General features: G+C 70.7%; 19 protein-coding genes. 6 read left to right on the top strand and 13 right to left on the bottom strand.

The window, feature by feature from the left end:
- Window positions 1–263: 263 nt before the first annotated feature.
- From rfbD to ACSC1Q_RS10905, 7 genes are all read right to left on the bottom strand, one after another.
- Window positions 264–1,121 carry a dTDP-4-dehydrorhamnose reductase gene (gene rfbD / locus ACSC1Q_RS10875; RefSeq protein WP_436758537.1) on the bottom strand — a complete coding sequence of 286 codons (858 nt, stop codon included), beginning with the start codon at window positions 1,119–1,121 and terminating at the stop codon, window positions 264–266.
- On the bottom strand, window positions 1,118–2,215 hold the full coding sequence (rfbB, locus tag ACSC1Q_RS10880) for a dTDP-glucose 4,6-dehydratase (protein WP_436758538.1): 1,098 nt from the start codon (window positions 2,213–2,215) through the stop codon (window positions 1,118–1,120). Before rfbB ends, rfbD begins: the two co-directional genes overlap by 4 nt.
- The gene (locus ACSC1Q_RS10885; RefSeq protein ID WP_436758539.1) at window positions 2,212–3,279 is read right to left on the bottom strand and encodes a glucose-1-phosphate thymidylyltransferase; all 1,068 of its coding nucleotides are present in this window, start codon (window positions 3,277–3,279) and stop codon (window positions 2,212–2,214) included. Before ACSC1Q_RS10885 ends, rfbB begins: the two co-directional genes overlap by 4 nt.
- Window positions 3,279–4,733, bottom strand: coding sequence for a sugar transferase (locus tag ACSC1Q_RS10890; protein ID WP_436758540.1), 1,455 nt, complete (start codon window positions 4,731–4,733; stop codon window positions 3,279–3,281). The genes ACSC1Q_RS10885 and ACSC1Q_RS10890 overlap by 1 nt, the downstream gene beginning before the upstream one ends.
- A gap of 244 nt (window positions 4,734–4,977) precedes the next feature.
- Window positions 4,978–5,328 carry a hypothetical protein gene (locus ACSC1Q_RS10895; protein WP_436758541.1) on the bottom strand — a complete coding sequence of 117 codons (351 nt, stop codon included), beginning with the start codon at window positions 5,326–5,328 and terminating at the stop codon, window positions 4,978–4,980.
- Window positions 5,329–5,387: 59 nt separating this feature from the next.
- Window positions 5,388–6,011: a GntR family transcriptional regulator gene (locus ACSC1Q_RS10900; protein WP_436758542.1), complete on the bottom strand. Its 624-nt coding sequence runs from the start codon at window positions 6,009–6,011 to the stop codon at window positions 5,388–5,390.
- The gene (locus ACSC1Q_RS10905) at window positions 6,008–7,081 is read right to left on the bottom strand and encodes a DMT family transporter (protein WP_436758543.1); all 1,074 of its coding nucleotides are present in this window, start codon (window positions 7,079–7,081) and stop codon (window positions 6,008–6,010) included. Before ACSC1Q_RS10905 ends, ACSC1Q_RS10900 begins: the two co-directional genes overlap by 4 nt.
- Window positions 7,082–7,400: 319 nt before the next feature.
- Between ACSC1Q_RS10905 and ACSC1Q_RS10910 the strand changes: the two genes are divergently transcribed.
- A complete protein-coding gene (locus ACSC1Q_RS10910; protein WP_436758544.1) occupies window positions 7,401–7,769 on the top strand; it encodes a barstar family protein in 369 nt (122 codons plus the stop codon).
- On the opposite strand, the gene ACSC1Q_RS10915 is transcribed toward ACSC1Q_RS10910, so the two are convergent.
- On the bottom strand, window positions 7,679–8,020 hold the full coding sequence (locus tag ACSC1Q_RS10915) for a hypothetical protein (RefSeq protein WP_436758545.1): 342 nt from the start codon (window positions 8,018–8,020) through the stop codon (window positions 7,679–7,681). The genes ACSC1Q_RS10910 and ACSC1Q_RS10915 overlap by 91 nt on opposite strands.
- Window positions 8,021–8,263: 243 nt before the next feature.
- Here ACSC1Q_RS10915 and ACSC1Q_RS10920 point away from each other — a divergent pair, with 243 nt between their 5' ends.
- Together ACSC1Q_RS10920 and ACSC1Q_RS10925 are read left to right on the top strand one after the other, a co-directional pair.
- Window positions 8,264–10,282 carry a sensor histidine kinase gene (locus tag ACSC1Q_RS10920; protein ID WP_436758546.1) on the top strand — a complete coding sequence of 673 codons (2,019 nt, stop codon included), beginning with the start codon at window positions 8,264–8,266 and terminating at the stop codon, window positions 10,280–10,282.
- Window positions 10,279–10,746, top strand: a complete 468-nt coding sequence (locus ACSC1Q_RS10925) for a DUF742 domain-containing protein (protein ID WP_436758547.1) — start codon at window positions 10,279–10,281, stop codon at window positions 10,744–10,746. Before ACSC1Q_RS10920 ends, ACSC1Q_RS10925 begins: the two co-directional genes overlap by 4 nt.
- 156 nt (window positions 10,747–10,902) lie before the next feature.
- On the opposite strand, the gene ACSC1Q_RS10930 is transcribed toward ACSC1Q_RS10925, so the two are convergent.
- The 3 genes from ACSC1Q_RS10930 to ACSC1Q_RS10940 form a co-directional block, all read right to left on the bottom strand.
- Window positions 10,903–11,394, bottom strand: coding sequence for a GNAT family N-acetyltransferase (locus ACSC1Q_RS10930; RefSeq protein ID WP_436758548.1), 492 nt, complete (start codon window positions 11,392–11,394; stop codon window positions 10,903–10,905).
- Window positions 11,395–11,471: 77 nt separating this feature from the next.
- Window positions 11,472–12,125 (bottom strand): NUDIX domain-containing protein, encoded by a 654-nt coding sequence (locus ACSC1Q_RS10935; protein ID WP_436758549.1) that lies wholly within the window; start codon window positions 12,123–12,125, stop codon window positions 11,472–11,474.
- Between the two features lie 211 nt (window positions 12,126–12,336).
- Window positions 12,337–12,804: an STAS domain-containing protein gene (locus ACSC1Q_RS10940; protein ID WP_436758550.1), complete on the bottom strand. Its 468-nt coding sequence runs from the start codon at window positions 12,802–12,804 to the stop codon at window positions 12,337–12,339.
- A 238-nt stretch (window positions 12,805–13,042) separates the two neighbouring features.
- On the opposite strand from ACSC1Q_RS10940, the gene ACSC1Q_RS10945 reads away from it, so the two are divergent.
- The gene (locus ACSC1Q_RS10945) at window positions 13,043–13,360 is read left to right on the top strand and encodes a hypothetical protein (RefSeq protein ID WP_436758551.1); all 318 of its coding nucleotides are present in this window, start codon (window positions 13,043–13,045) and stop codon (window positions 13,358–13,360) included.
- A 361-nt stretch (window positions 13,361–13,721) separates the two neighbouring features.
- Here ACSC1Q_RS10945 and ACSC1Q_RS10950 read toward each other — a convergent pair whose 3' ends face one another.
- Window positions 13,722–14,657 (bottom strand): hypothetical protein, encoded by a 936-nt coding sequence (locus tag ACSC1Q_RS10950; RefSeq protein WP_436758552.1) that lies wholly within the window; start codon window positions 14,655–14,657, stop codon window positions 13,722–13,724.
- 257 nt (window positions 14,658–14,914) lie between these two features.
- Window positions 14,915–16,510 carry an alpha/beta hydrolase family protein gene (locus ACSC1Q_RS10955; RefSeq protein ID WP_436758553.1) on the bottom strand — a complete coding sequence of 532 codons (1,596 nt, stop codon included), beginning with the start codon at window positions 16,508–16,510 and terminating at the stop codon, window positions 14,915–14,917.
- Between the two features lie 78 nt (window positions 16,511–16,588).
- Between ACSC1Q_RS10955 and ACSC1Q_RS10960 the strand changes: the two genes are divergently transcribed.
- Together ACSC1Q_RS10960 and ACSC1Q_RS10965 are read left to right on the top strand one after the other, a co-directional pair.
- Window positions 16,589–17,152, top strand: a complete 564-nt coding sequence (locus ACSC1Q_RS10960) for an ArsR/SmtB family transcription factor (RefSeq protein WP_436758554.1) — start codon at window positions 16,589–16,591, stop codon at window positions 17,150–17,152.
- A 520-nt stretch (window positions 17,153–17,672) separates the two neighbouring features.
- Window positions 17,673–20,132 (top strand): pectate lyase-like domain-containing protein, encoded by a 2,460-nt coding sequence (locus ACSC1Q_RS10965; protein ID WP_436758555.1) that lies wholly within the window; start codon window positions 17,673–17,675, stop codon window positions 20,130–20,132.
- The last annotated feature ends 32 nt before the right edge of the window (window positions 20,133–20,164 follow it).

The following is a 20,164-nucleotide window of genomic DNA, read 5'->3' on the forward strand; positions in this document are numbered from 1 at the left end:
GGCACCCGGTGGCCGCTCTCGTGCCCGGCCACCGGCACCCGTGGGCCGCTCTCGTATCCGGCCACCGGCACCCGTGGGTCGCTCTCGCCCCCGGCCACCCGCTCCCGCCGGGCCCGCCGCCGGCGGTGTGGTGTGCCCCCTCCGCACCCCGCGCCGCCGGCAGCGGGCCACGCGCCGCCCGGCCTCTCCCCGGGTCCGCCCCCCGGCACCTCCCCTGGCCCGTCCCCGAACCCGGCTCCTCACGGGGACCCGGCCCGTCCCCGTCAGCACGCCGCGAGCACACGGGACTCCCTCAGCGCCTCTCGCCAGTGCCGCATCGGCGGCAGCCCGGCCGCGCGCCAGCCGTCGTGCCCGAGCACGCTGTACGCGGGCCGGGGCGCGGGACGCGGGAAGTCCTTGGAGGAGACCTCGGTCACCCGGGCGGGATCGGCGCCGAGCAGCGTGAAGACCTCCCTGGCCAGGTCGCACCAGCTCGTGTGGCCCGCGTTGGTCGCGTGGTAGACGCCGGGCGGCGCCCCGCTCCCGGCCAGGTCGACGATCCTCGCCGCCAGGTCCCCGGCCCAGGTGGGCTGGCCGAACTGGTCGCCGACGACGTCGGGCGACGCCCCCTCCCTCTCCAGGCGGGCCATCGTGCGGACGAAGTTGTGGCCGTTCGCGGCGTACAGCCAGGCGGTGCGCACCACGTAGCCGCCGCGCGGCAGCGCCTCAAGCACGGCACGCTCACCGGCGAGCTTGGTCCTGCCGTACGCGTTGACCGGGCAGGGCCGCGCGTCCTCGGGATAGGGGTCCAGCGCGGTGCCGTCGAAGACGTAGTCGCTGGAGAGCTGGATCATCCGCGCGCCGGCCCGCCCGCACGCCTCGGCGAGCGCGCGCACCCCGGTGCCGTTGACCGCGAGCGCCTCGTCCTCCCGGGTCTCCGCCTCGTCGACGGCGTTCCACGCGGCGCAGTTCACCACGACGTCGGGCCCGCGGTCCGCGACCAGGTTGTGCACGGCGGAGGTGTCGCGAAGGTCCAGCTCCCGCCTGCCGATCGCGAGGACGGGCTTCCCCTCGGCGCGCAGACGGGCCGTCAGCTCGCTCCCGAGCATGCCGGAGGCACCGACGATCATCCAGCGGGTCATCCGATCCTCCCTCCCCGCCGCCCGCCCGCCGCACCGGCCGCACCCGCCGAACCGGCCGCGTTCACCGCACCCGCCACCCCGTCCGAGCCCGGCGAGCCCGGCGGCGACCCGTCGCCCGCCCCCTCCACCGCGGCCTCCCACCAGCCGGGGTTGTCCTCGTACCAGCGGACCGTCTCCGTCAGGCCCCGCTCGAACGACACGGACGGCCGGTAGCCGAGCGCGCGGAGCCGGGAGTCGTCCAGGGAGTAACGGCGGTCGTGCCCCTTGCGGTCGGGGACGCGCTCGACCATGTCCCACCCGGCGCCGCAGGTCTCAAGGAGCCGGGCGGTGAGATCGAGGTTGCTCAGCTCCGCCGTGCCGCCGATGTGGTAGACCTCGCCGCGCTCTCCGCGCTCGGCGACGAGACGGATGCCCGCGCAGTGGTCGTCGACGTGGACCCAGTCGCGGACGTTGCCGCCGTCGCCGTAGAGGGGGACCCTGCGGCCCCGCAGGAGGTGGGTGACGAAGCGCGGGATCAGCTTCTCCGGGTGCTGGCGGGGGCCGTAGTTGTTGCCGCAGCGGGTGATGGAGACCGGCAGGCCGTGGGTGACCGCGTACGCCTGGGCGACCATGTCACCGCTCGCCTTGGCCGCGGAGTAGGGCGAGCGCGGGCTGAGCGGCGCGCTCTCGTCCCAGGACCCCATCTCGATCGATCCGTACACCTCGTCGGTCGAGACCTGCACCACCCGCGGGGTGCCCGCGTCCAGGCAGGCCTGCATCAGCGCCTGCGTGCCGAGGACGTTGGTCCGTACGAAGTCGGCGGCCCCGTCGATCGACCGGTCGACGTGGGACTCGGCGGCGAAGTTGACGACGAGGTCGTGCCCGGGGACCAGCGCGGCCAGGAGCTCGCTGTCGCAGACGTCGCCGTGCACGAAGTCGTGGGGCGTCCCCTCCAGGTTGGCCGGGTTTCCCGCGTAGGTGAGCTTGTCGAGGACCGTCACGGTGGCCCCGCTCGCGGCGAGCACGCGGGCGAAGTGAGAACCGATGAATCCGGCACCCCCGGTGACCAGGACCTTCGCTGGGGCAGGAGTCGCCCCCCTGTCGGCTGCTGTCATGAACTTATCTGGACCTTGCTGTGATCGCCCAGTACGAGACGGTGGGCTCGGGGGGTGGTGGGGGCGGGGGTGACCTCGACGTCGTGGCCGATGAGGGACGCCTCGATCCGCGAGACTCCGGCGATCGAGGATCTGGGCAGGACGATCGAGTACTCGATCTCGCTGCCGCTGACCGCGCAGCCCGCCGCGATCGAGGTGAAGGGTCCGATGTAGCTGTCGCGGATCCGGGCCCCGGGGCCGATGATCGCGGGCCCGACGACGCGGGAACGCTCGATCTCGGCGCCCGGCTCGACGACCACCCGGCCGATCAGCTGGCTGGCGTCGTCGACCAGGCCGTCCACCCTGGGTTCCAGGGACTCCAGCACCAGCCGGTTGACCTCCAGCATGTCGGTGACGTTGCCGGTGTCCTTCCAGTAGCCGGAGATGACGGAGGACTCGACCCTCCGCCCGTCGGCGATCAGCCAGTGGACGGCGTCGGTGATCTCCAGCTCTCCGCGCCACGAGGGCTTGAGCTCGGCCACCGCCTCGTGGATCGCGGCGGTGAACAGGTAGACGCCGACGAGGGCGAGGTCGCTCTTGGGGACGGGCGGCTTCTCCTCCAGCCCGACCACCCGGCCGGTGGCGTCGAGTTCGGCGACCCCGAACTGCCGGGGGTCCCCGACCTTGGTGAGCATGATGTGGGCGGCGGGCCGCTCGCGGGTGAAGCGCTCGACGACGTCGTCGATGCCGCCGACGATGAAGTTGTCTCCGAGATACATGACGAAGTCGTCGTCGCCGAGGTAGTCGTGGGCGACGAGCACCGCGTGGGCCAGGCCCAGCGGCGCCCGCTGGCGGATGTAGGTGACCTCCAGGCCGAACGCGCGCCCGTCGCCGACGGCCGCCTCGATCTCGGCGTGCGTGTCGCCCACGACGATCCCGATCTCGCGGACGCCCGCGGCGGCGATGGCCTCCAGGCCGTAGAAGAGGACGGGCTTGTTGGCGACGGGTACGAGTTGCTTGGCGGAGGTGTGGGTGATCGGCCGCAGCCGGGTGCCCGACCCTCCGGCGAGCACGAGCGCTTTCACTAGTAGGCCCCTTCTCCGCCGGTCACGGCGCTCCAGGTCTTCCAGAGGATCTGCAGGTCCAGGAAGAGCGACCAGTTCTCGACGTACCGGAGGTCCAGGCGGACCGACTCCTCCCAGGTCAGGTCCGAGCGCCCGCTGACCTGCCACAGGCCGGTCATGCCGGGTCTCACGACCAGGCGGCGGCGCACGTCCGCGCCGTACTGCCTGACCTCGTCTGGCAGGGGCGGGCGCGGGCCGACGAGGGACATCTCGCCGCGCAGCACGTTGAGCAGCTGGGGCAGCTCGTCAAGGGAGTATCGGCGCAGGAAGGCGCCCACGCGGGTGATCCTTGGATCGTTCCTAATTTTGAAGAGGACGCCGTCGAACTCGTTCTCCCGCTCCAGGTCGATCTTGAGCTGCTCCGCGTCGACCACCATCGTGCGAAATTTCACGACATGGAACTCCACGCCCCCCTTACCTACCCTGACCTGGTGGAAGAGGGCGGGTCCCGGGCTCGTCGCGCGGATCAACGCGGCGATCGCCAGCATGGGCGCGCCCAGCGCCAGGAGGGCGAGGCCCGCCCCCGTCCGGTCGAACAGGCTCTTCGCCAGCCGCCGCGCGCCGCGGAAGTCGGGGTGCTCGACGTGCAGGAGCGGCATGCCGGCGACCGGGCTGATGCTGATGCGCGGACCGGCAACGTCCATGAGGGCGGGTGCCACGAACAGGTCGGTGCGGGCGTCCTCCAGGCCCCAGGCGAGCCTGCGCAGCGCCGCGCCGTCCAGCTCCGGGCAGGCCAGAACGGCGACGGCGTCGGCGTTTACCTCGGCCACCACCGTGGGGACGTCGGAGAAGTTGCCGAGGACCGGGACCCCGTCGACCTCCACCAGGTCGGGGCCCGCGGGCAGGCACGCGGCGACGACGGTCATGCCGTGGTGCGGCTGCCTGCGCAGCTGCATCACCAGGTCGAGCACCGACTCCCGGTGGCCGACGGCGACCATGTGGCGCATGTAGTCACCGCGCGCGCGCCTGCGGTGCAGCCGCTTGCGCATCCGGTAGCGGAAGAAGAGGGTGAGGGCGAAAGCGAGCGGGAACATCGCCATGACGAAACTGCGGGCGATCGGAGTTTGCGTGATGTACGCACCGATCGCGACAGCCGCTGTCAGACCGGCGGCGCCATTGAAAACCGCTCGGAATTCGTCCGTTCCCTCGCCGTGAGTGCGCTTGCGATAGGCGCCTCCGGACGCCAGGGCGAGCGGCCAGATCAGGGCGAGACTCAGCCCGAGCAGGGCCTCCGTCACGGGGATAAAGGCACCGAACCAGAGCCGGACCCCCAGAACGGTCTCGCAGGCGACCACCGAACACGCGACGTCTCCGGCGAGCAGAATACGGACATAAGAGCGCGTCAAAATGCTTGGAGCAGTGCGTGCAGGACCTTTGAGAAGCCCGACGACGAGCTCCTCAGTTTCCACTCTCATACTCCCCCGTCCCACCCAAGATGCCCGGACGCGACTGGATAAAGCGTCGCACATCTCATTCAATGGTTGACAGAATTCCCTTATGCATCAGGAGCGTGGATACCCATGGAAATCCTAGTGATCACCATTGAGCAGGGGAATACCGCCAACTGTCCACTATTGGCCGAATTAGGCAGAGATGGCACCTTGACGGAACGGTCCAAACGTGTAAGTTTGGCCGTCTCATTTGCGCGATAATGGGAAATTAGTCGTATTCAAAATCCGGCAGCGCCGAAGGCGGTTCGGGGCTGCGCCATACGACGACGTAATCGTCGTGCGCGGACTCCACCGCCGCACCGAGCCGGTCGAGATCGAAATCCGGGAGATACCGGAGACGGGTGAGGAAGGTCGCGTCGGTCGCCGAATTGGGCACCACGCACCCCTGCCCCTGTCGATCGAGAAGGATGTACAGGATGTCCGAGTCCGTGTCGCCCACTACCCGCACCTCGACGACGTCCTCCCACGCGAGGGCGTCAACGCTGCCGTCCGCGTAGTGACGGGTCACGCCTTCTTCGGTGACATACACGTAGGAGTCCGGCACTGAGTTGCCGTGCATGGGCGCGATTGTGACGACTGCAGGGCTCCGCGTGCAATAGAGCCATGCAAGTCGAGTCCCTAATGATCGCCCCAGCGGTGGTCGAGGTGCGCGGCGACCGCCTCCCTCGCGGCCTCCCCGGGCCCCCGGCCGATCGCGTCGAGCAGGTCCCGGTGCTCGGCGACCAGCACGTGCCGGTCGGAGTAGACGGCGCGCAACCTGACCAGGCCGAGCCTGGTCTCGGCGGCCAGCATGCCGTAGAGCCGCTCCAGGCGGGGGCTGCCCACCGCGACGACCAGCGCCTGGTGCAGGGCCATGTGCTCGGCCACCGTCTCCGACCAGGGGGCGTCGGCGGGCAGCGCGGCCATCCGCGCCAGCGCCGCGTCGGCCTCCCCGACCCGCCGCCCGGCCAGCGAGGTGGCCGTCAGCTCCTCCAGCGGGCGCCGGACGAACATCAGGTCGTCCAGGTCGGCCGCGGTCACCTCGGCCACCTGGGCGCTGCGGTGCCGCTCGCGCCTGAGCAGCCCCTCGTGCACGAGCACGGCGAGCGCCTCGCGGACGGTCGGGCGGGCCACCCCGTACAGGGCCGAGAGCTCCTGCTCCGGCAGCGTGGTGCCCGGCGGGATCTCGCCGGACAGCACCCGCCGGCGCAGGGCGTCGGCGAGCGCGCCGACGGCGGAGACGGGATGGAGCGGGAGGGTCACGCCGACGACCCTATTGCCCCCCGGTCCCGGCTTCCCGGACTTCCCGGGTGGGCGCGCTCGGGCGGGGAGACCGCGACGAGGCTGGCGCCGAGCAGGACGAGCCCGGCGACCGAGGCGGGCGCGAGCCGCTCGCCGAGCACGACGACGCCGAGCAGGGCCGCCACCGCGGGCTCGGCCAGGGCGAGGGTCGCGGCGGTCGCGACCGGGGTCGTGCGCAGCCCCCTGCCGTACAGGAAGTAGGCCAGCGCGGTGGTCGCGCAGCCCAGGTAGAGGGCGGTGAGCAGGCCGCGCGGCTCGGCCAGCCAGCCGGTGCCCGTCCACAGCAGGACGGGCGCCATGACGACGGCGGCACCGCCGAACATCAGCCCCATCACCGCGTCGGAGGGTGCCCCCGCGCCGATCGCCCGTGCCGCGGTGACCGCGTAGAACGCGTACAGCAGGCCGCCGAGCAGCGCGAGCAGGACACCGTCGGCCCGCGCCTCGCCGCCCCCGCCGGTGAGCACCGCGCAGCCGGCGATCGCCACCGCGGTCGCCCCCGCCCAGCGGCGGCCGGGCCACGCGCGGTCGAGCAGCCAGGACAGCAGCCCGGTGAAGACGGGACCGCTGCCGATGGCGACCACCGTGCCGACGGCCACCCCGGTCCTGCCGACCGCGGCGAAGTAGCACAGCTGGTACGCGGCCACGGCCACCGCAGCCGCCACGAGCGGGCCCGGCCGTGTCCCGAGACCGCGCCTCCGGTCCCGGCCGGGAGAACCCGCGAGAGAGCCCCCGGGGGAGCCTTCGGTGGAGCCTTCGGGAGGACCGCCGAGAGAGCCTGCGGGAGGACCGTCGGGAAAGCCCCCGGGAGAACCTGCGAGAGAGCCTGTGGGGGAGCCCCCGGGGAAGCTCGCGGGGGTGCCCCCGGGGGAGAGCAGGAGCCGCGTCGCGGGAGCGGTGACGGCCGCGAGGACCAGGCCGCCGATCACCAGTCGGGCGGCGGCCAGGGAGACGGGATCGACCCCGGTGACGAGCAGGCCCGCGGTTCCCGCGGTCCCCCAGAGCACGGCTGCTCCGATCACGGCGATTTTCATGGATCGATTGTAGGCAGATTGTATGACAACTAGACAATTGCATTTCGGCTCGGAACCCGCGCCCGAGGCGTCCACCGGGTGGAGCGGGAGGCGCCCCGGCGGCGGGGAGCGGGGGGACCCGATGAGGACATCGGAGTCGAGAAGACACGCCCGGCATCCGTTTTCGCGGGTTCGCGTGCGGGTAGTTCGGCGGGGTGAGATGTCCGGGAGGCAGCACGAACCAGCAGCTCAGGGGGCATTTGATGGTGATTCAAGGTGTCGCCCGCGAGAGCGGCCACGCGGGCGGCAGCGGCGTGCCCGTCACCGGCCGGGGGCGAGGATGACCACGGTCTCCAAGGGAACGCTCCGCGAGGGGGCGGCCCGCGAGGTCGAGTCCATGCTCGGGTCCGCCACGCCGCATCGGCTGGACGGTGTGAAGATCACCACTTCGGCCGAGGCGATGGACGCGATCGCCGAGGCCCTCGACCTGCCCGACCGTTTCGGGCACAACCTCGACGCGCTCTACGACGTGCTCACCGACCTGTCGTGGCTGCCGCCGGGCGAACACCTGGTGATCTGGTCGGAGCCGTCGACGCTCCGGGCCGCGGACCGCCCGGCCTACGACGCCATCCGGACCGTTCTCACCGAGGCGGTCGCCGACGGCGCCTCGGGAGCGTCCTTCCTGTCCGTCCTGATCCTGACCGACTGAGCCGTCGCCACGCAGTGGGCGCAGAAGGCGCCGTTCCTGCCCTCGGGGCAGCTGCAGTGCCAGAGGAGGGTCTCGTCGACGATCCGGAACTCGACGCACGCGGCGCCGTCGTCGACCTCGGCGGTCACCCGCGGCGGGCTGAAACGGACCAGCTGCACCGCCCCCGCCCTCGCCAGCTCGCCGCCCCGGGCCAGCGCCGCCTGGTCGGCGCGCTCGGCCTCGGTTCCGATCAGGTCCGCGATCTTCTGCATCGTCGACCCCCCTCCTGTCTAAGAGAGACGTACGCGAGGGGCCCATGGTTCCAGACCGACACATCGCGATAAATCATCTCGATGTGGCTCACGTGCACGTCTAGTCCCAAGTGACCCACATTGCTATGTTTGGCCATTGTTAACCACGCATCTCAAGGTGTGCGAGGTATTATGGCCAGCCGAAAATACTCAATCAGGGTAAAGATTTTTGCCTTACTCCTGGTACCTATTATATCCCTTGTAGTGATTTGGGTATTTGCGGCCAGCATCACGGTCCAGGATGGGCAGCAGTTACTCAGGATCCGGGGCGGTTACGAACAGGTGGTCGTGCCCGCCAGGAAGGTGACCACGGCGCTCCAGCACGAGCGGATGCTGTCGCTGTCCGTCCTGGGAGACGTCGGCGTCTCGCGTACGGAGCTGGACACCCAGCGCCTGCGGACGAACGCCGCCCGGGCCGAGCTGGAACGGCTGACCACCGCGATCCGCTCCGACATCGACCCCGCCACCTGGGGACGCCTGAGCAGGCTTCTCGCCTCGCTGGACCGGCTCACCGAGATCCGCAGCGGAGTCGACACCCGTACCGAGACCAGGCTGCGGACCCTCGACGCCTACAGCGCGATCATCGCGGCCGCCTTCGACGCCTACGAGAAGATCCGGATATCCGCCGACGTCGAGCTGAGCGACCAGACGCGGGCCATCGTCATGGTCGGGCGGAGCCGCGAGATGCTCAGCCAGCAGGCCGCGCTGATATCCGGAGCCGTCGTCGAGGGGGCGATGAGCCCCGCGGAGCGCACGAGGTTCGGCCAGCTGGTCACCGGCCGCAGGCTCCTCTACTCCCTGGGCTTCGACCAGTTCGACGCCGAGTTCCAGTCCCTCTACAGGCCCCTGCGCGACTCCTCCGACTACGCCTCGTTCGAGAGGATCGAGGACGCCATCTCGGCCTCGGCCATGCCCGAACTCTCCTGGGCCGGGATCGCCACGCGGCTCTCCGACGACTTCGACAAGCTCGCCGGGGATGCCAGCAGGCGCATCGGCGAGCGGTCCACGCCCCTCGCCAGGGACATCATGGTCAGGATCGGCCTCGCCGCGGGGCTCGGCCTGCTCGCGGTCGGGCTCTCCGTCTTCGTCTCGGTACGGTTCGGCCGGAGGCTCGGCGGCGAGCTCGTCGGCCTCCAGCAGGCGGCCCTCGACCTCGCCGACAAGCGGCTGCCGGACGTGGTCCGGCGGCTCCGCCGGGGCGAGGACGTCTGCTCCGAGGCCCCCGAGATCAAGGTCGGCGACACCACCGAGGTCGCCGGGGTCGCCGAGGCGTTCTCCTCCGTGCAGCGGACCGCGGTCGAGGCGGCCGTCGGCCAGGCCCAGATGCGCAAGGGCGTCAACAAGGTCTTCGTGAACCTGGCCAGGCGCAGCCAGTCCCTGTTGCACCGGCAGCTGGCCATGCTGGAGACCATGCAGCGGCGGGCCAGCGACCCGGCGACCCTTGAGGACCTCTTCGGCCTGGACCACCTGACCACCCGGATGCGCCGCCACTCCGAGGGCCTGCTCATCCTGTCCGGCGCCGCGCCAGGGCGGGGGTGGCGCAACCCGGTCACGATCTACGACGTGGTCCGCGCCGCGGTCGAGGAGATCGAGGACTACCCGCGCGTGACGATCGGCGTCCCGCACGGCCCGTCCGTGATCGGCGCGGTCGCCACCGACGTGATCCACCTGGTCGCCGAGCTGGTCGAGAACGCCGCGATGTTCTCTCCCCCGCACACCTCCGTACGCGTCCACGGCGACATGGTCGCCAGGGGCTACGCCATCGAGGTCGAGGACAGGGGGCTCGGCGTCTCCGCCGAGGAGACGGCCCGGCTCAACGCGCTGCTGGCCGACCCGCCCGAGTTCGACCTGGCCGACAGCGACCGGCTCGGCCTGTTCGTCGTCGCGCAGCTCGCCGTCCGGCACGGCATCCGCGTCTCCCTGCGGCCCTCCCCCTTCGGCGGCACCACGGCGATCGTGATGCTCCCGAGCGAGCTGGTGGTCGAACCGGTCGATCCGCGGTTCACCTACTCGGTCGAGGTCCAGCGGTTACCCCAAGCCGATGGCCTGCCCAAACGGGTGCGCCAGACCGTACCCTCCGAGCGGACCACAGCCGGGGTCCCGGGCGCGGGAACCCGGGGGGCCCACGGGGGCGGGACGGATGAGGGCTCCGTTCAGAGCGTCGTGTCCGGGACGCTCCGCGACGGACGGCGGCGGCGCACCGGACAGGAGGGTGGACCGTGACAGCGAAGCGCTCTCCCGGCCGGTTCGGCCAATCCGACCGGTCCAACCGGTTCGACCAATCTGACCGGTTCGGCCAGTCCGGCCAGTCCAACCGGTCCGATCAATCCGACCGGTTCGATCAGTTCGATCAGGAGGCCGGTCCGGTCGTCCGCCCCTACACGATGACCCGTGGCCGGACCAAGCCCGCCGGAGCCCACTTCGACCTGATGGCCGTGGTGGTGGCGATCGGGGCCCCGCACCGGGAACTGCAGCCCGAGCACCTGTCGATCCTGGCCGCCTGCCGCGCGCCGATCCCGGTCGTCGAGCTGGCCGCGCGGACCGCCCTGGCCGTCGGGGTGCTCCGGGTGCTCCTCGGCGACCTGCGCGACAGCGGCCTGATCACCGTACGGGACCCCACGCCCCCGTCCGCGGTCCCCCGCGAGAACCTGCTCCGCGACCTGCTCGCCGGCCTCAGAACCCTCTGACCGTTCGCCGGTTCCGGGCGTCCCTCCGGGAGCACCGACGAGCGGGTGCCACGGAGGTACCGGCGGACGGTTCCTCGGAGAGCACCCGCGAACGGTTTGCCCGGGAGCGTCGACGAACGCCGCCGAGAGACCGGGCGGCTCCCGGGCACGTACCGCTCAGTCGGTGGCCAGGCGGGCGTGCCGCTCCACGTCGTAGCGGACGCCCTCGTAGCTCAGCTTGGCCCGCTCGATCCCCTCGGGCAGGAATCCGGCCCTGGTGGCCACCGCGCAGGAGGCCTCGTTGCCGACCCGGTGTGCCAGCTCCAGGCGGAACAGCTCTCGCTCCCCGAACGCCCACGCGGTCATCTTCCTGACGGCGGCCACGGCCACGCCCCGCCCCCTGGCGCGCGGGAGCGTCCAGTAGGAGACCCAGCCGGTGCCGTGCGCGTCGATGTTGCTCACCGCGACGTTTCCCACGACCTCGCCGTTGGACACCACGGCGAACGCCCGCGCGTCGTCGCGGAACCCCCAGACCCCCATCCACTCCAGCGCCGCCTGGGCGGTGTCGATGGGCCGGGCCGCCTGCTCCGCCATGTCCGGGGAGCCGAACGCGTCGAGCACGACCGGCATGTCGTCCGGCAGCCATCCGCGCAACTCCACTTCCGTCATCCGTGCAGGGTAATGCCCGGCGACCGGCCCGTGAAAGGCACCGGTGACCGGATCAGGCAGGGGAGAGACCGGACCGCTCACCTGCCCCGGCCGGAGAACGGGCCGGACAGCGCCGCCCACTGCAGCAGCATGATGGTCTTCGCGTCGGCGATCTCACCCGAGGCGATCATGTCCAGGGCCTTCGCGAAGGGCGTCTCCACCACCTCGATGTCCTCGCCGTCGTCGGCCAGCCCCCCGCCCTCGGAGGTCCGCCGGTCCGCGCTGTACGGGGCGGCGAAGAAGTGGACGCGCTCGGTCACCGAGCCGGGGCTCATGTAGACGTCGAAGACGTGCTCCACCTCCCCGATGTCGTAGCCGGTCTCCTCCGCGGCCTCCCTGCGGATCGCGGTCTCCGGGTCGTCGTCGTCGAGCAGGCCCGCCGCCGTCTCCAGCAGGAGCCCGTCGGGGTGGCCGTTCACGTAGACCGGGTAGCGGAACTGCCTGGTCAGCAGCACGGTCGCCCGCTCGGCGTCGTAGAGCAGCACCGTCGCGCCGTTGCCTCGGTCGTAGGTCTCCCGCTGCTCGGTGCTCCAGCCGCCGTCCCTGCGCCGGTAGTCGAACGTCGTCTTGCGCAGCACGTACCAGCTGGACGAGAGCAGCCGCACCTCCCGCACCCGGACCCGGGGGTTGCCGGTCAGATCCAGCCCCGCCCTGTCCAGTCCCGTACGCCCCCGCCCGTCCGGGACATCCACCCCGGGTACCTCATCCGACACTGGCTTCCCACCCTCCTCTCGACACCGCGCCGCACGCCGGTATCGCCCGCGCGGCCGTGCCACCGCCCCGAGGGGCGATGGCACCGGAGGACAAGTCTGCCCCAGCGGGCGGAAAAGCCCGCGAACCGTCTCACGCGTACGGAGCTTGGAGCGGAGGGGGCCGGACACGACGGCGGACGGTACGGGGGCCTCACCCCGTACCGGAGGGCGGCTCCGCGTCCGGAGCGGGCTTCGCGTCGGGAGGGGGCTTCGCGTCGGGAGGGGAAGGGGCCGACGGGGACACCGCCGGAGGCTTCGTGGCCGGGGCGAAGGAGGAGACGGCCCGCAACGACGCGGGGACGTCGGGGTCGAGGGAGAACGCGCCCGCGAGGCCGGTGATCGTCAGGATCCGTTTCAGGACCCCGTGGACACCGGCCAGCCGCAGGCAACCCCCCGCCGCGCCCGTGAGCCGCTGGAACTCCAGCATGGTCCACAGGCCGGTGGAATCGCAGAATCTCAGGCGGGTGACATCGAGGACCAGGTGACACGACCCGTCGTCCAGCTGCGTGACCATGACGTCACGCAGCCGAGGGCTGGACAGCTTGTCCAGCTCACCGGCGATCGCGATCACCGAGGCGCCTTCGTGCCTGCGGACCGAGAGATCAAGCCGCGTCGTCATCCTCCACAATCCTTACGCCGGTTGCACCGAGGTTATTTTAAAGATCTTGGTGAGATGACACTCTCCGGCCAACCGCAACACGCCCGTAAGCGAATCGCGCCCTGGGCATGGAACGAGGACGTGGAACGCGGGCATGGAACGCGTCCCGGATCCGGCTCGTGGCTCTCACGTCGGGAAATCGTCCACATCGGATCGGAAGTCACAGATAGATCTAGGACCTGCGGGGCACTCAGCAGCTATGAGCGACGATTCGGAGAGCCGCGACTTCACCGGGAAGGGGTTCGGCGACGAGCTTCCGGGCCGGCCTAAGACAATGGGAGAGATAGCCGTGAATCTGGCGGTCAGCGAATCACTCGCCAATCACGGCCACCACGCGCTGGTCAACGCCCACGAGGCGGCGGCGAGCAGCCACCAGCTCATGGCCGAGGCGGGTGTGGGCGACGTGGACGAACATCTGGATCTGGCGCGATGGCACCGCTGGTGCGCCATCGTCGAGGACCAGCTGGCCGACGAGGCCGATCAACGAACCCCCGCCAGACGGAACAAGGACGGCTGAACCCGACGGGCACACCGGCGCGGGGAGCGCTTGTCCACGCATACACATACACACATCCACGTACCGGCGGGAGGCGCGGCCACGGTGAGGGTGGCCGCGCCTTCCGCGGGCACGGGAAAGGCTCGCGGCTGACCCCGGCAGGGCGAAAGGCCGCGGGACCCCGGCGGCTGACGTACCGCTCGCCGTCGCGGAGCCGCGTCGGCCGGGCGGGCGCTGGCCCGAGCCGCGCGTGGCCCGAGCCGGTGCTGCGCGGGCTCGCCGCGTCAAGGACCGTTGCGACCCGGCCCGGATGTTCCGTTTCGGCCATGTCGCGCCCCGCGTCCGAACGTCACGCCCACGAGCCCGCGGTCATCCCGGCCGGCTACGCGGTGTTCCGGTTCACGTCCCTGAGCACCCCGCCGTGGAAGGAGCAGGCTCCCTGGATCCCACCCGACAGGCTCACCTTGCCGTCCATGCACATGACCAGGTGGCCCCTCCCGTTGGGGAAGTTCTCGATGCACGCGAAAAGCTGGCAGGCGCCGTCCGCGGGCGCGTACACCTTGCTCGCCGTGGAGCAGAACGTGAACCCGTAGACGTTGGGAGGCGCGTCGCAGAGCGGGCCGGTCACGGTGACGGAGGGGGTCACCGAGGGGGCCACCGAAAGGGTCGGTGTGGGCGTGGGAGTCGGCGTGGGGGTGGCGGTGACCGTCGCGGTCACGGTGGCCGTCACGGTCGCGGTCGCCGTCGCGGTCACGGTGGTGGTCACGGTCTCGGTGATCGTGACCGTGGTGCTCACGGCCGGGGCGGTGACCGTCGCGGTGACGGTCACCCGGGGCGCGGGGGTCGTCCGCACCGGCGGCTTCGTCATGGCAACGGAGGAACTACCGCTTTTCTTGTAGGTGCCGGTACCGAGATACGTTTCGTGCCAGGCCGTCCGCCCGGCGTTCACCGACAGGGCGGTCGTCACCGTCCGGCACTTCTTCCTCACGCAGACACGTTGTTTCACGGAGAACCGCTTGGCGGTTCCGTATCCGCTCGTCACCTGCACCCTGAGATAGGACTTGCCGCCGGCCCTCGTCACGGAGGTCCTGACCACCCGCTTGGCCGGGGCGGCGGGGGTGGCGTTCAGCCATTTGTCCACCAGCGCGGAAGCGCCGCTCACGCCCTTCCTCGCCTCCAGGAGGCTTTCGATCGCCTGCCTGTCCGCGCTCGCGGTGGGACCTGTGGCGGAGCTCACGGCCGAGGCGGAGAAGGTGTCCCGGACATCGATGGCACCCAGCCAGCCGATGACGGCGATCAGGGTGCCAACGGCCGCCACGGACCATATAAAGACTCTCATACCACCACAAATGTCCCGTATGTCAGATTTACTGTATATAAATAATTTATCAGCACTTATATCACCTCCCTTCGTTGATTTCAGCCGAACGGGAGTTGTCCCGCCGGCACGCGATCCCCGCCTTTTCAGAACGGGAAGGACACCTGCGCCCGGCGTACGGTCACCTCGGCGGGCGTGACCGGGCCGGGCGCCACGACGGACCTTCACTCAGGGAACCCCGAGGATCTCCAGGGACCTCAGGGGAGCAGCAACCCCCAGTAGAGGGCCCAGGGGACGAACATCGCTCCACCGGCGAGCAGGAGGCCGAGCCGTACCCGCTCCCCCCTCGGCACCGAGGCTCGGGCGCGGCGCCAGGCCAGCGCGGTGAGGACCGCCGCGACCACGGAGACCAGCGCGAGGGCCTGCAGCGCCAGCCAGAGCACCGGGCGCTCCGCCACCACGGGCCCGGGAGCGGCCAGCTTGCCACCGGTCATCACCAGGTAGAACAGGTAGGAGAACGACCCGAGCACCGCCACGAGCCCTACGGCGCTGAGCAGCCGCGCGGCCCCGGTCACCGGAGGACGCGACCGGCCGCCGAGGCGCCGCACCAGCGCGATCACCGGGTAGGCGGTGAAGGCGACCAGGATCAGCAGCAGGACCGCCAGCTGGACCGGCGCCGACTCCCACGGGGCGGGAGGACCCACCGGCACGGTCCGCGAGGCCTGCACGGGAGCGGGCCCGGACGTTCCCGCCACCGGCGGCCTGCCCGCCGTGACGTCGCCGACCCAGGAGCCGACCAGGTCCGCGTAGCCCGGGGCGAGTTCGGGCGACCGGGTGACGCCGCCGTCGGAACTCCGATGGGCGGCATGCTCGGCACCGGCGAAGAAGCGGAACGTGTAGTGCTCGTTGCCTCCCTTCTCCAGCGCCCTCGCGAAGAGCGGAGGGTTCTCCTCCGGCGGGGTCAGCAGGTCGTGGGTCCCCCAGATGCCGAGCAACGGCTGGCGCACCTTGGCGATCGTCGGCCCGGGGTCGTAGTAGGGCTCGGGAAACATGCCGCCGTCGGCGATCGTCCGGTACAGGTTGAACTCGGCCCGGTCGATCAGCGACCCCGACACCCCCGCCTTGCGCAGCCCGGCCGCCACGGCCCAGGTCTGCTGTCGCAGCGGCGACAGCCCGTTCGCGCCCACGAGTACGACGAAGGCGATGTCACTCGACCGCGCCGCCGCGATGGGAACCACCCAGCCGCCCTCGCTGAGCCCCCACATGCCGACCTTCGCCGGGTCGACGCCCGGCTGCGAGCGGAGCACGCCGAGGGCGCCGATCGCGTCGTCGGCGAGCAGCGAGTAGGAGCGTTCGAAGAGCGAGTAGTCCTCGGAACGCTTGTCGTAGACCAGCACGGACATTCCCTGGCGGGCGAACGCGACGGCCTCGCCCATCAGCTTCTCGCGGGGCGTGCCGGTGCCCGCGCCGTGCACCAGGACCATGCCCGGACGCGCGGATCCCGCACCGGTGGGCGAGACGACCGTGCCGTGCATGGCGAGGCCCCTGCCCCCACGGAAACCCACCTCCGTCGCCGCGAGGTCGGGCGGGACACCGGGAGGCGCGGCACTCGCCGGGCCCGTGGTCTCGAAAGCCGGAGTCGTAGTCGCGAAGCCCGGAGTCGTGGCCGCGAAAGCCGGGGCGGCGAGGGGAGGGGCGGTGGCGGGAGCCACGGCTGTGGGTGCGGACGCGGGCGTGAGTGCGGATAGAGGTACGGACGTCGCGGTGGCGGCCGCTGGAATCGCGAGCAGGCAGAGGGCGGTGGCGGCGACCACCGCCCGGAGGCCCAAGGAGGCCGGGGGGATTCTTCTCATGTCCCGAAGTTACTCTGCAGAGAGTTCTCGGCAAAGGTTTGTCTGCAGATATCGTTCTGCAGGACTAGGCTGCTCCTCATGAAGGATGACGAGCCTTTCCTGCTCGACGACCCCGGGAAGCTCAAGGCCCTCGCCCACCCCATGCGGCGACTCATGCTGCGCCACCTCAACGTGCACGGCCCCGCGACCTCCACCACGCTCGGCGAGCTGCTCGGCGCGAAGACCGGCACGACCAGTTACCACCTGCGCCAGCTGGAGAAGTACGGCTTCATCGAGGAGGTCCCGGAGCGCTCGACCGGCAGGGAGCGCTGGTGGCGCAAGGCCAGGGGCCCGCGTGACCTGCGGCTTCCCACGCCCGAGCAGCTCGCCCCCGAGGATCGGCCCGCGCTCGCCGAGTTCCACCGGATCGGCATGGAGGAGGACCTTGAGCTGATCGAGCGATTCCCCGAGGCCTACCTGCGCGATCCCGAGTGGGCCACCGGATCGCGCGGCCTGGGCCGGATGACCAAGGCCGAGTTCAAGCAGTTCTTCGAGGACTACATCGCGTTGCTGATGAAGTACAGCCCCCTGCCCGAGGACGCGTCCCCCGGCGCGCGCCCCGTGCACATCCGCCTCTTCGCCATGCCCGCCGACGAGGACTGACACCCGAAACCGCCGTACGACCACCGCCAGGCCCCGCCCGCACTAGGGGCCCAGGCCGGCGCGCCCGGCCGGCCGCGTGAAGACCCCGGGCCGCATGCCCGGCCGCGCGGCACAGAAGCCCGGGGCGGCCCTCGACCCCGTTACGCGAAGACCCCGGCCCCGCCCGCGCGGGGGCCCAGGTCGGCGCCCGATTCTGCCGCGCGGAGACCCGAGCCGACTCCCGGCCGGTGTACGGGCTCCCGGCCGGCGGGATTGCCGACGCCTTCCCAAAACGGCCATCCATGACTTTTGACCCATTGACGCCATGTTTCCGACAAGTTAAATTAAGTGTAGAAATAAGGCGTTGATTTACCGTTCCCCGTAAGTCGCCCTTCACCTGCAGTTAGACCTTCCACCCCCCGGATCCGCAGTGGAGACATGCATGAGAGGTCTGTTCCGTCCTGCCGCCTTATGGACTGCCACGGCAGTCGCGGCAGCTCTGCTCGCAGTACCGTCGACCCCTGCCTTCGCCGACACGTTGTTGTCGCAGGGCAAGACCGCGACGGCCTCGTCGACCGAGAACGCCGGCACCCCCGCGAGCGCCGCGGTCGACGGTGACGCCGGCACCCGCTGGTCCAGCGCCAACACCGACGCCCAATGGCTCCAGGTGGACCTCGGCGCCTCGACCAGCGTCAACAAGGTCGTGTTGAACTGGGAAGCCGCGTACGCCAGCGGATACAAAGTCCAGCTCTCCACGAACGGGACCACGTGGACGGACCTGAAGACCGTCACCGGCGGTGACGGCGGGATCGACACCTGGGACGTCACCGGCACCGGCCGGTACGTCCGGATGCAGGGCGTCACGCGGGCCACCGGCTACGGCTACTCCCTCTGGGAGTTCCAGGTCTTCGGCCCCGACGGCGGCCCCGGCCCCGGCGGGCCGTGCGGCACCACCAACGCCGCGCTGAACAAGACCTACAGCGCCTCGTCGATCCAGGGCGCCGGCCTTCCCGCGAGCGCCGCCTTCGACGGCAACAACGGGACCCGCTGGGCCAGCCTGGCCAGCGACCCGCAGTGGGTCCAGGTCGACCTCGGCTCGGCGCAGACCCTCTGCAAGATCGACCTCAGGTGGGAGGCCGCGTACGCGAGCGCCTTCAAGCTCCAGGGTTCGACCAACGGCACCACCTGGACCGACTTGAAGACCGTCACCGGCGCCACCGGCGGTGTCCAGTCGCATGACGTGACCGGCTCCGCCAGGTACGTCCGGATGCTGGGCAGCGCGCGGGGCACCGCCTACGGCTACTCACTGTGGGAGTTCGCGGTGTACACCACCTCGGGCGGCGACCCTGAGATCCCCGGTGGCGGCCCGCTGGGCCCGAACGTCCACGTCTTCGACCCGTCGATGTCCAGCGCCACCATCCAGAGCCAGCTGGACACGGTCTTCACCCAGCAGGAGTCGGCCCAGTTCGGTACCGGGCGTCACGCCTTCCTGTTCAAGCCGGGCACCTACAACGTGAACGCCAAGGTCGGGTTCTACACCTCGATCATCGGTCTGGGCCAGAACCCCGACGACGTCACCCTCAACGGCGTGACCGTCGACGCGGGCTGGTTCGGCGGCAACGCGACCCAGAACTTCTGGCGCTCGACGGAGAACCTGTCGGTCCAGCCTCCCGGCGGCACCAACCAGTGGGCCGTCTCCCAGGCCGCGCCGTTCCGCCGCATGCACATCAAGGGCGCGCTGAACCTGGCCCCCACCGGCTACGGCTGGGCGAGCGGCGGCTACATCGCCGACAGCAAGATCGACGGCGCCGTCGGCCCGTACTCGCAGCAGCAGTGGTACACCCGTGACAGCTCCGTCGGCGGCTGGGTCAACGGCGTGTGGAACATGGTCTTCTCCGGGGTTCAGGGCGCTCCCGCGACCGACTTCCTCGGCAAGTCCTACACCACGCTGGAGAACACCCCGATCAGCCGCGAGAAGCCGTACCTCTACGTGGACGGCGGCGGCGCCTACCGGGTGTTCGTCCCGGCCAAGCGGACCAACGCCCGCGGCGTGAGCTGGGCGAACGGTTCCACCCCCGGCACCTCGCTCCCGCTCAGCCAGTTCTTCGTCGCCAAGCCCGGCGACTCGGCCGCGACCATCAACGCCGCGCTCAACCAGGGTCTGCACCTGCTGCTCACCCCCGGCATCTACAACCTCAGCCAGCCGATCAACGTGACCCGGGCGAACACCGTGGTCCTCGGCCTCGGCCTCGCGACGATCATCCCGGGCGGCGGCTCCACCGCGGTCAAGGTGGCCGACGTGGACGGCGTGAAGCTCGCCGGCTTCCTGGTCGACGCGGGCACGCAGAAGTCCGACGTGCTCATCGAGGTCGGCCCGACGGGGTCGAGCGCCGACCACGCCGCCAACCCGACCACCCTGCAGGACGTCTTCGTCCGCATCGGCGGCGCCTTCGCCGGCAACGCCACCACCAGTGTCGTCGTCAACAGCGACGACGTGATCATCGACCACACCTGGCTGTGGCGCGGTGACCACGGTGAGGGCATCGGCTGGAACGTCAACACCGCCGAGACCGGCCTCATCGTCAACGGCGACGACGTCCTGGCCACGGGCCTGTTCGTCGAGCACTACCGCAAGTACGACGTCGAGTGGTACGGCGAGCGCGGCCGGACGATCTTCTTCCAGAACGAGAAGGCGTACGACCCGCCGAACCAGGCGGCCTACATGAACGGCACCAGCAAGGGGTGGGCGGCCTACAAGGTCGGCCCCGCGGTCAACACCCACGAGGGCTGGGGTCTCGGCAGCTACGTCTACTTCAACGTCGACCCGACGATCGAGGTGGAGAACGGCTTCGAGGCGCCGGTGAAGCCGGGCGTGAAGTTCCACAGCCTGCTCACCGTCTCCCTCGGCGGCAACGGCCGGATCAACCACGTGATCAACGGTGTGGGCGGTCCCGCCTACGGCACCGCGACGGTCCCGTCCAAGCTCGTCTCCTACCCCTGAGGTCCTGAGCCCGCCTGATCAGCGGTGGTCAT

Source organism: Streptosporangium heterodermiicola (assembly GCF_051390675.1).
Lineage (GTDB): Bacteria > Actinomycetota > Actinomycetes > Streptosporangiales > Streptosporangiaceae > Streptosporangium.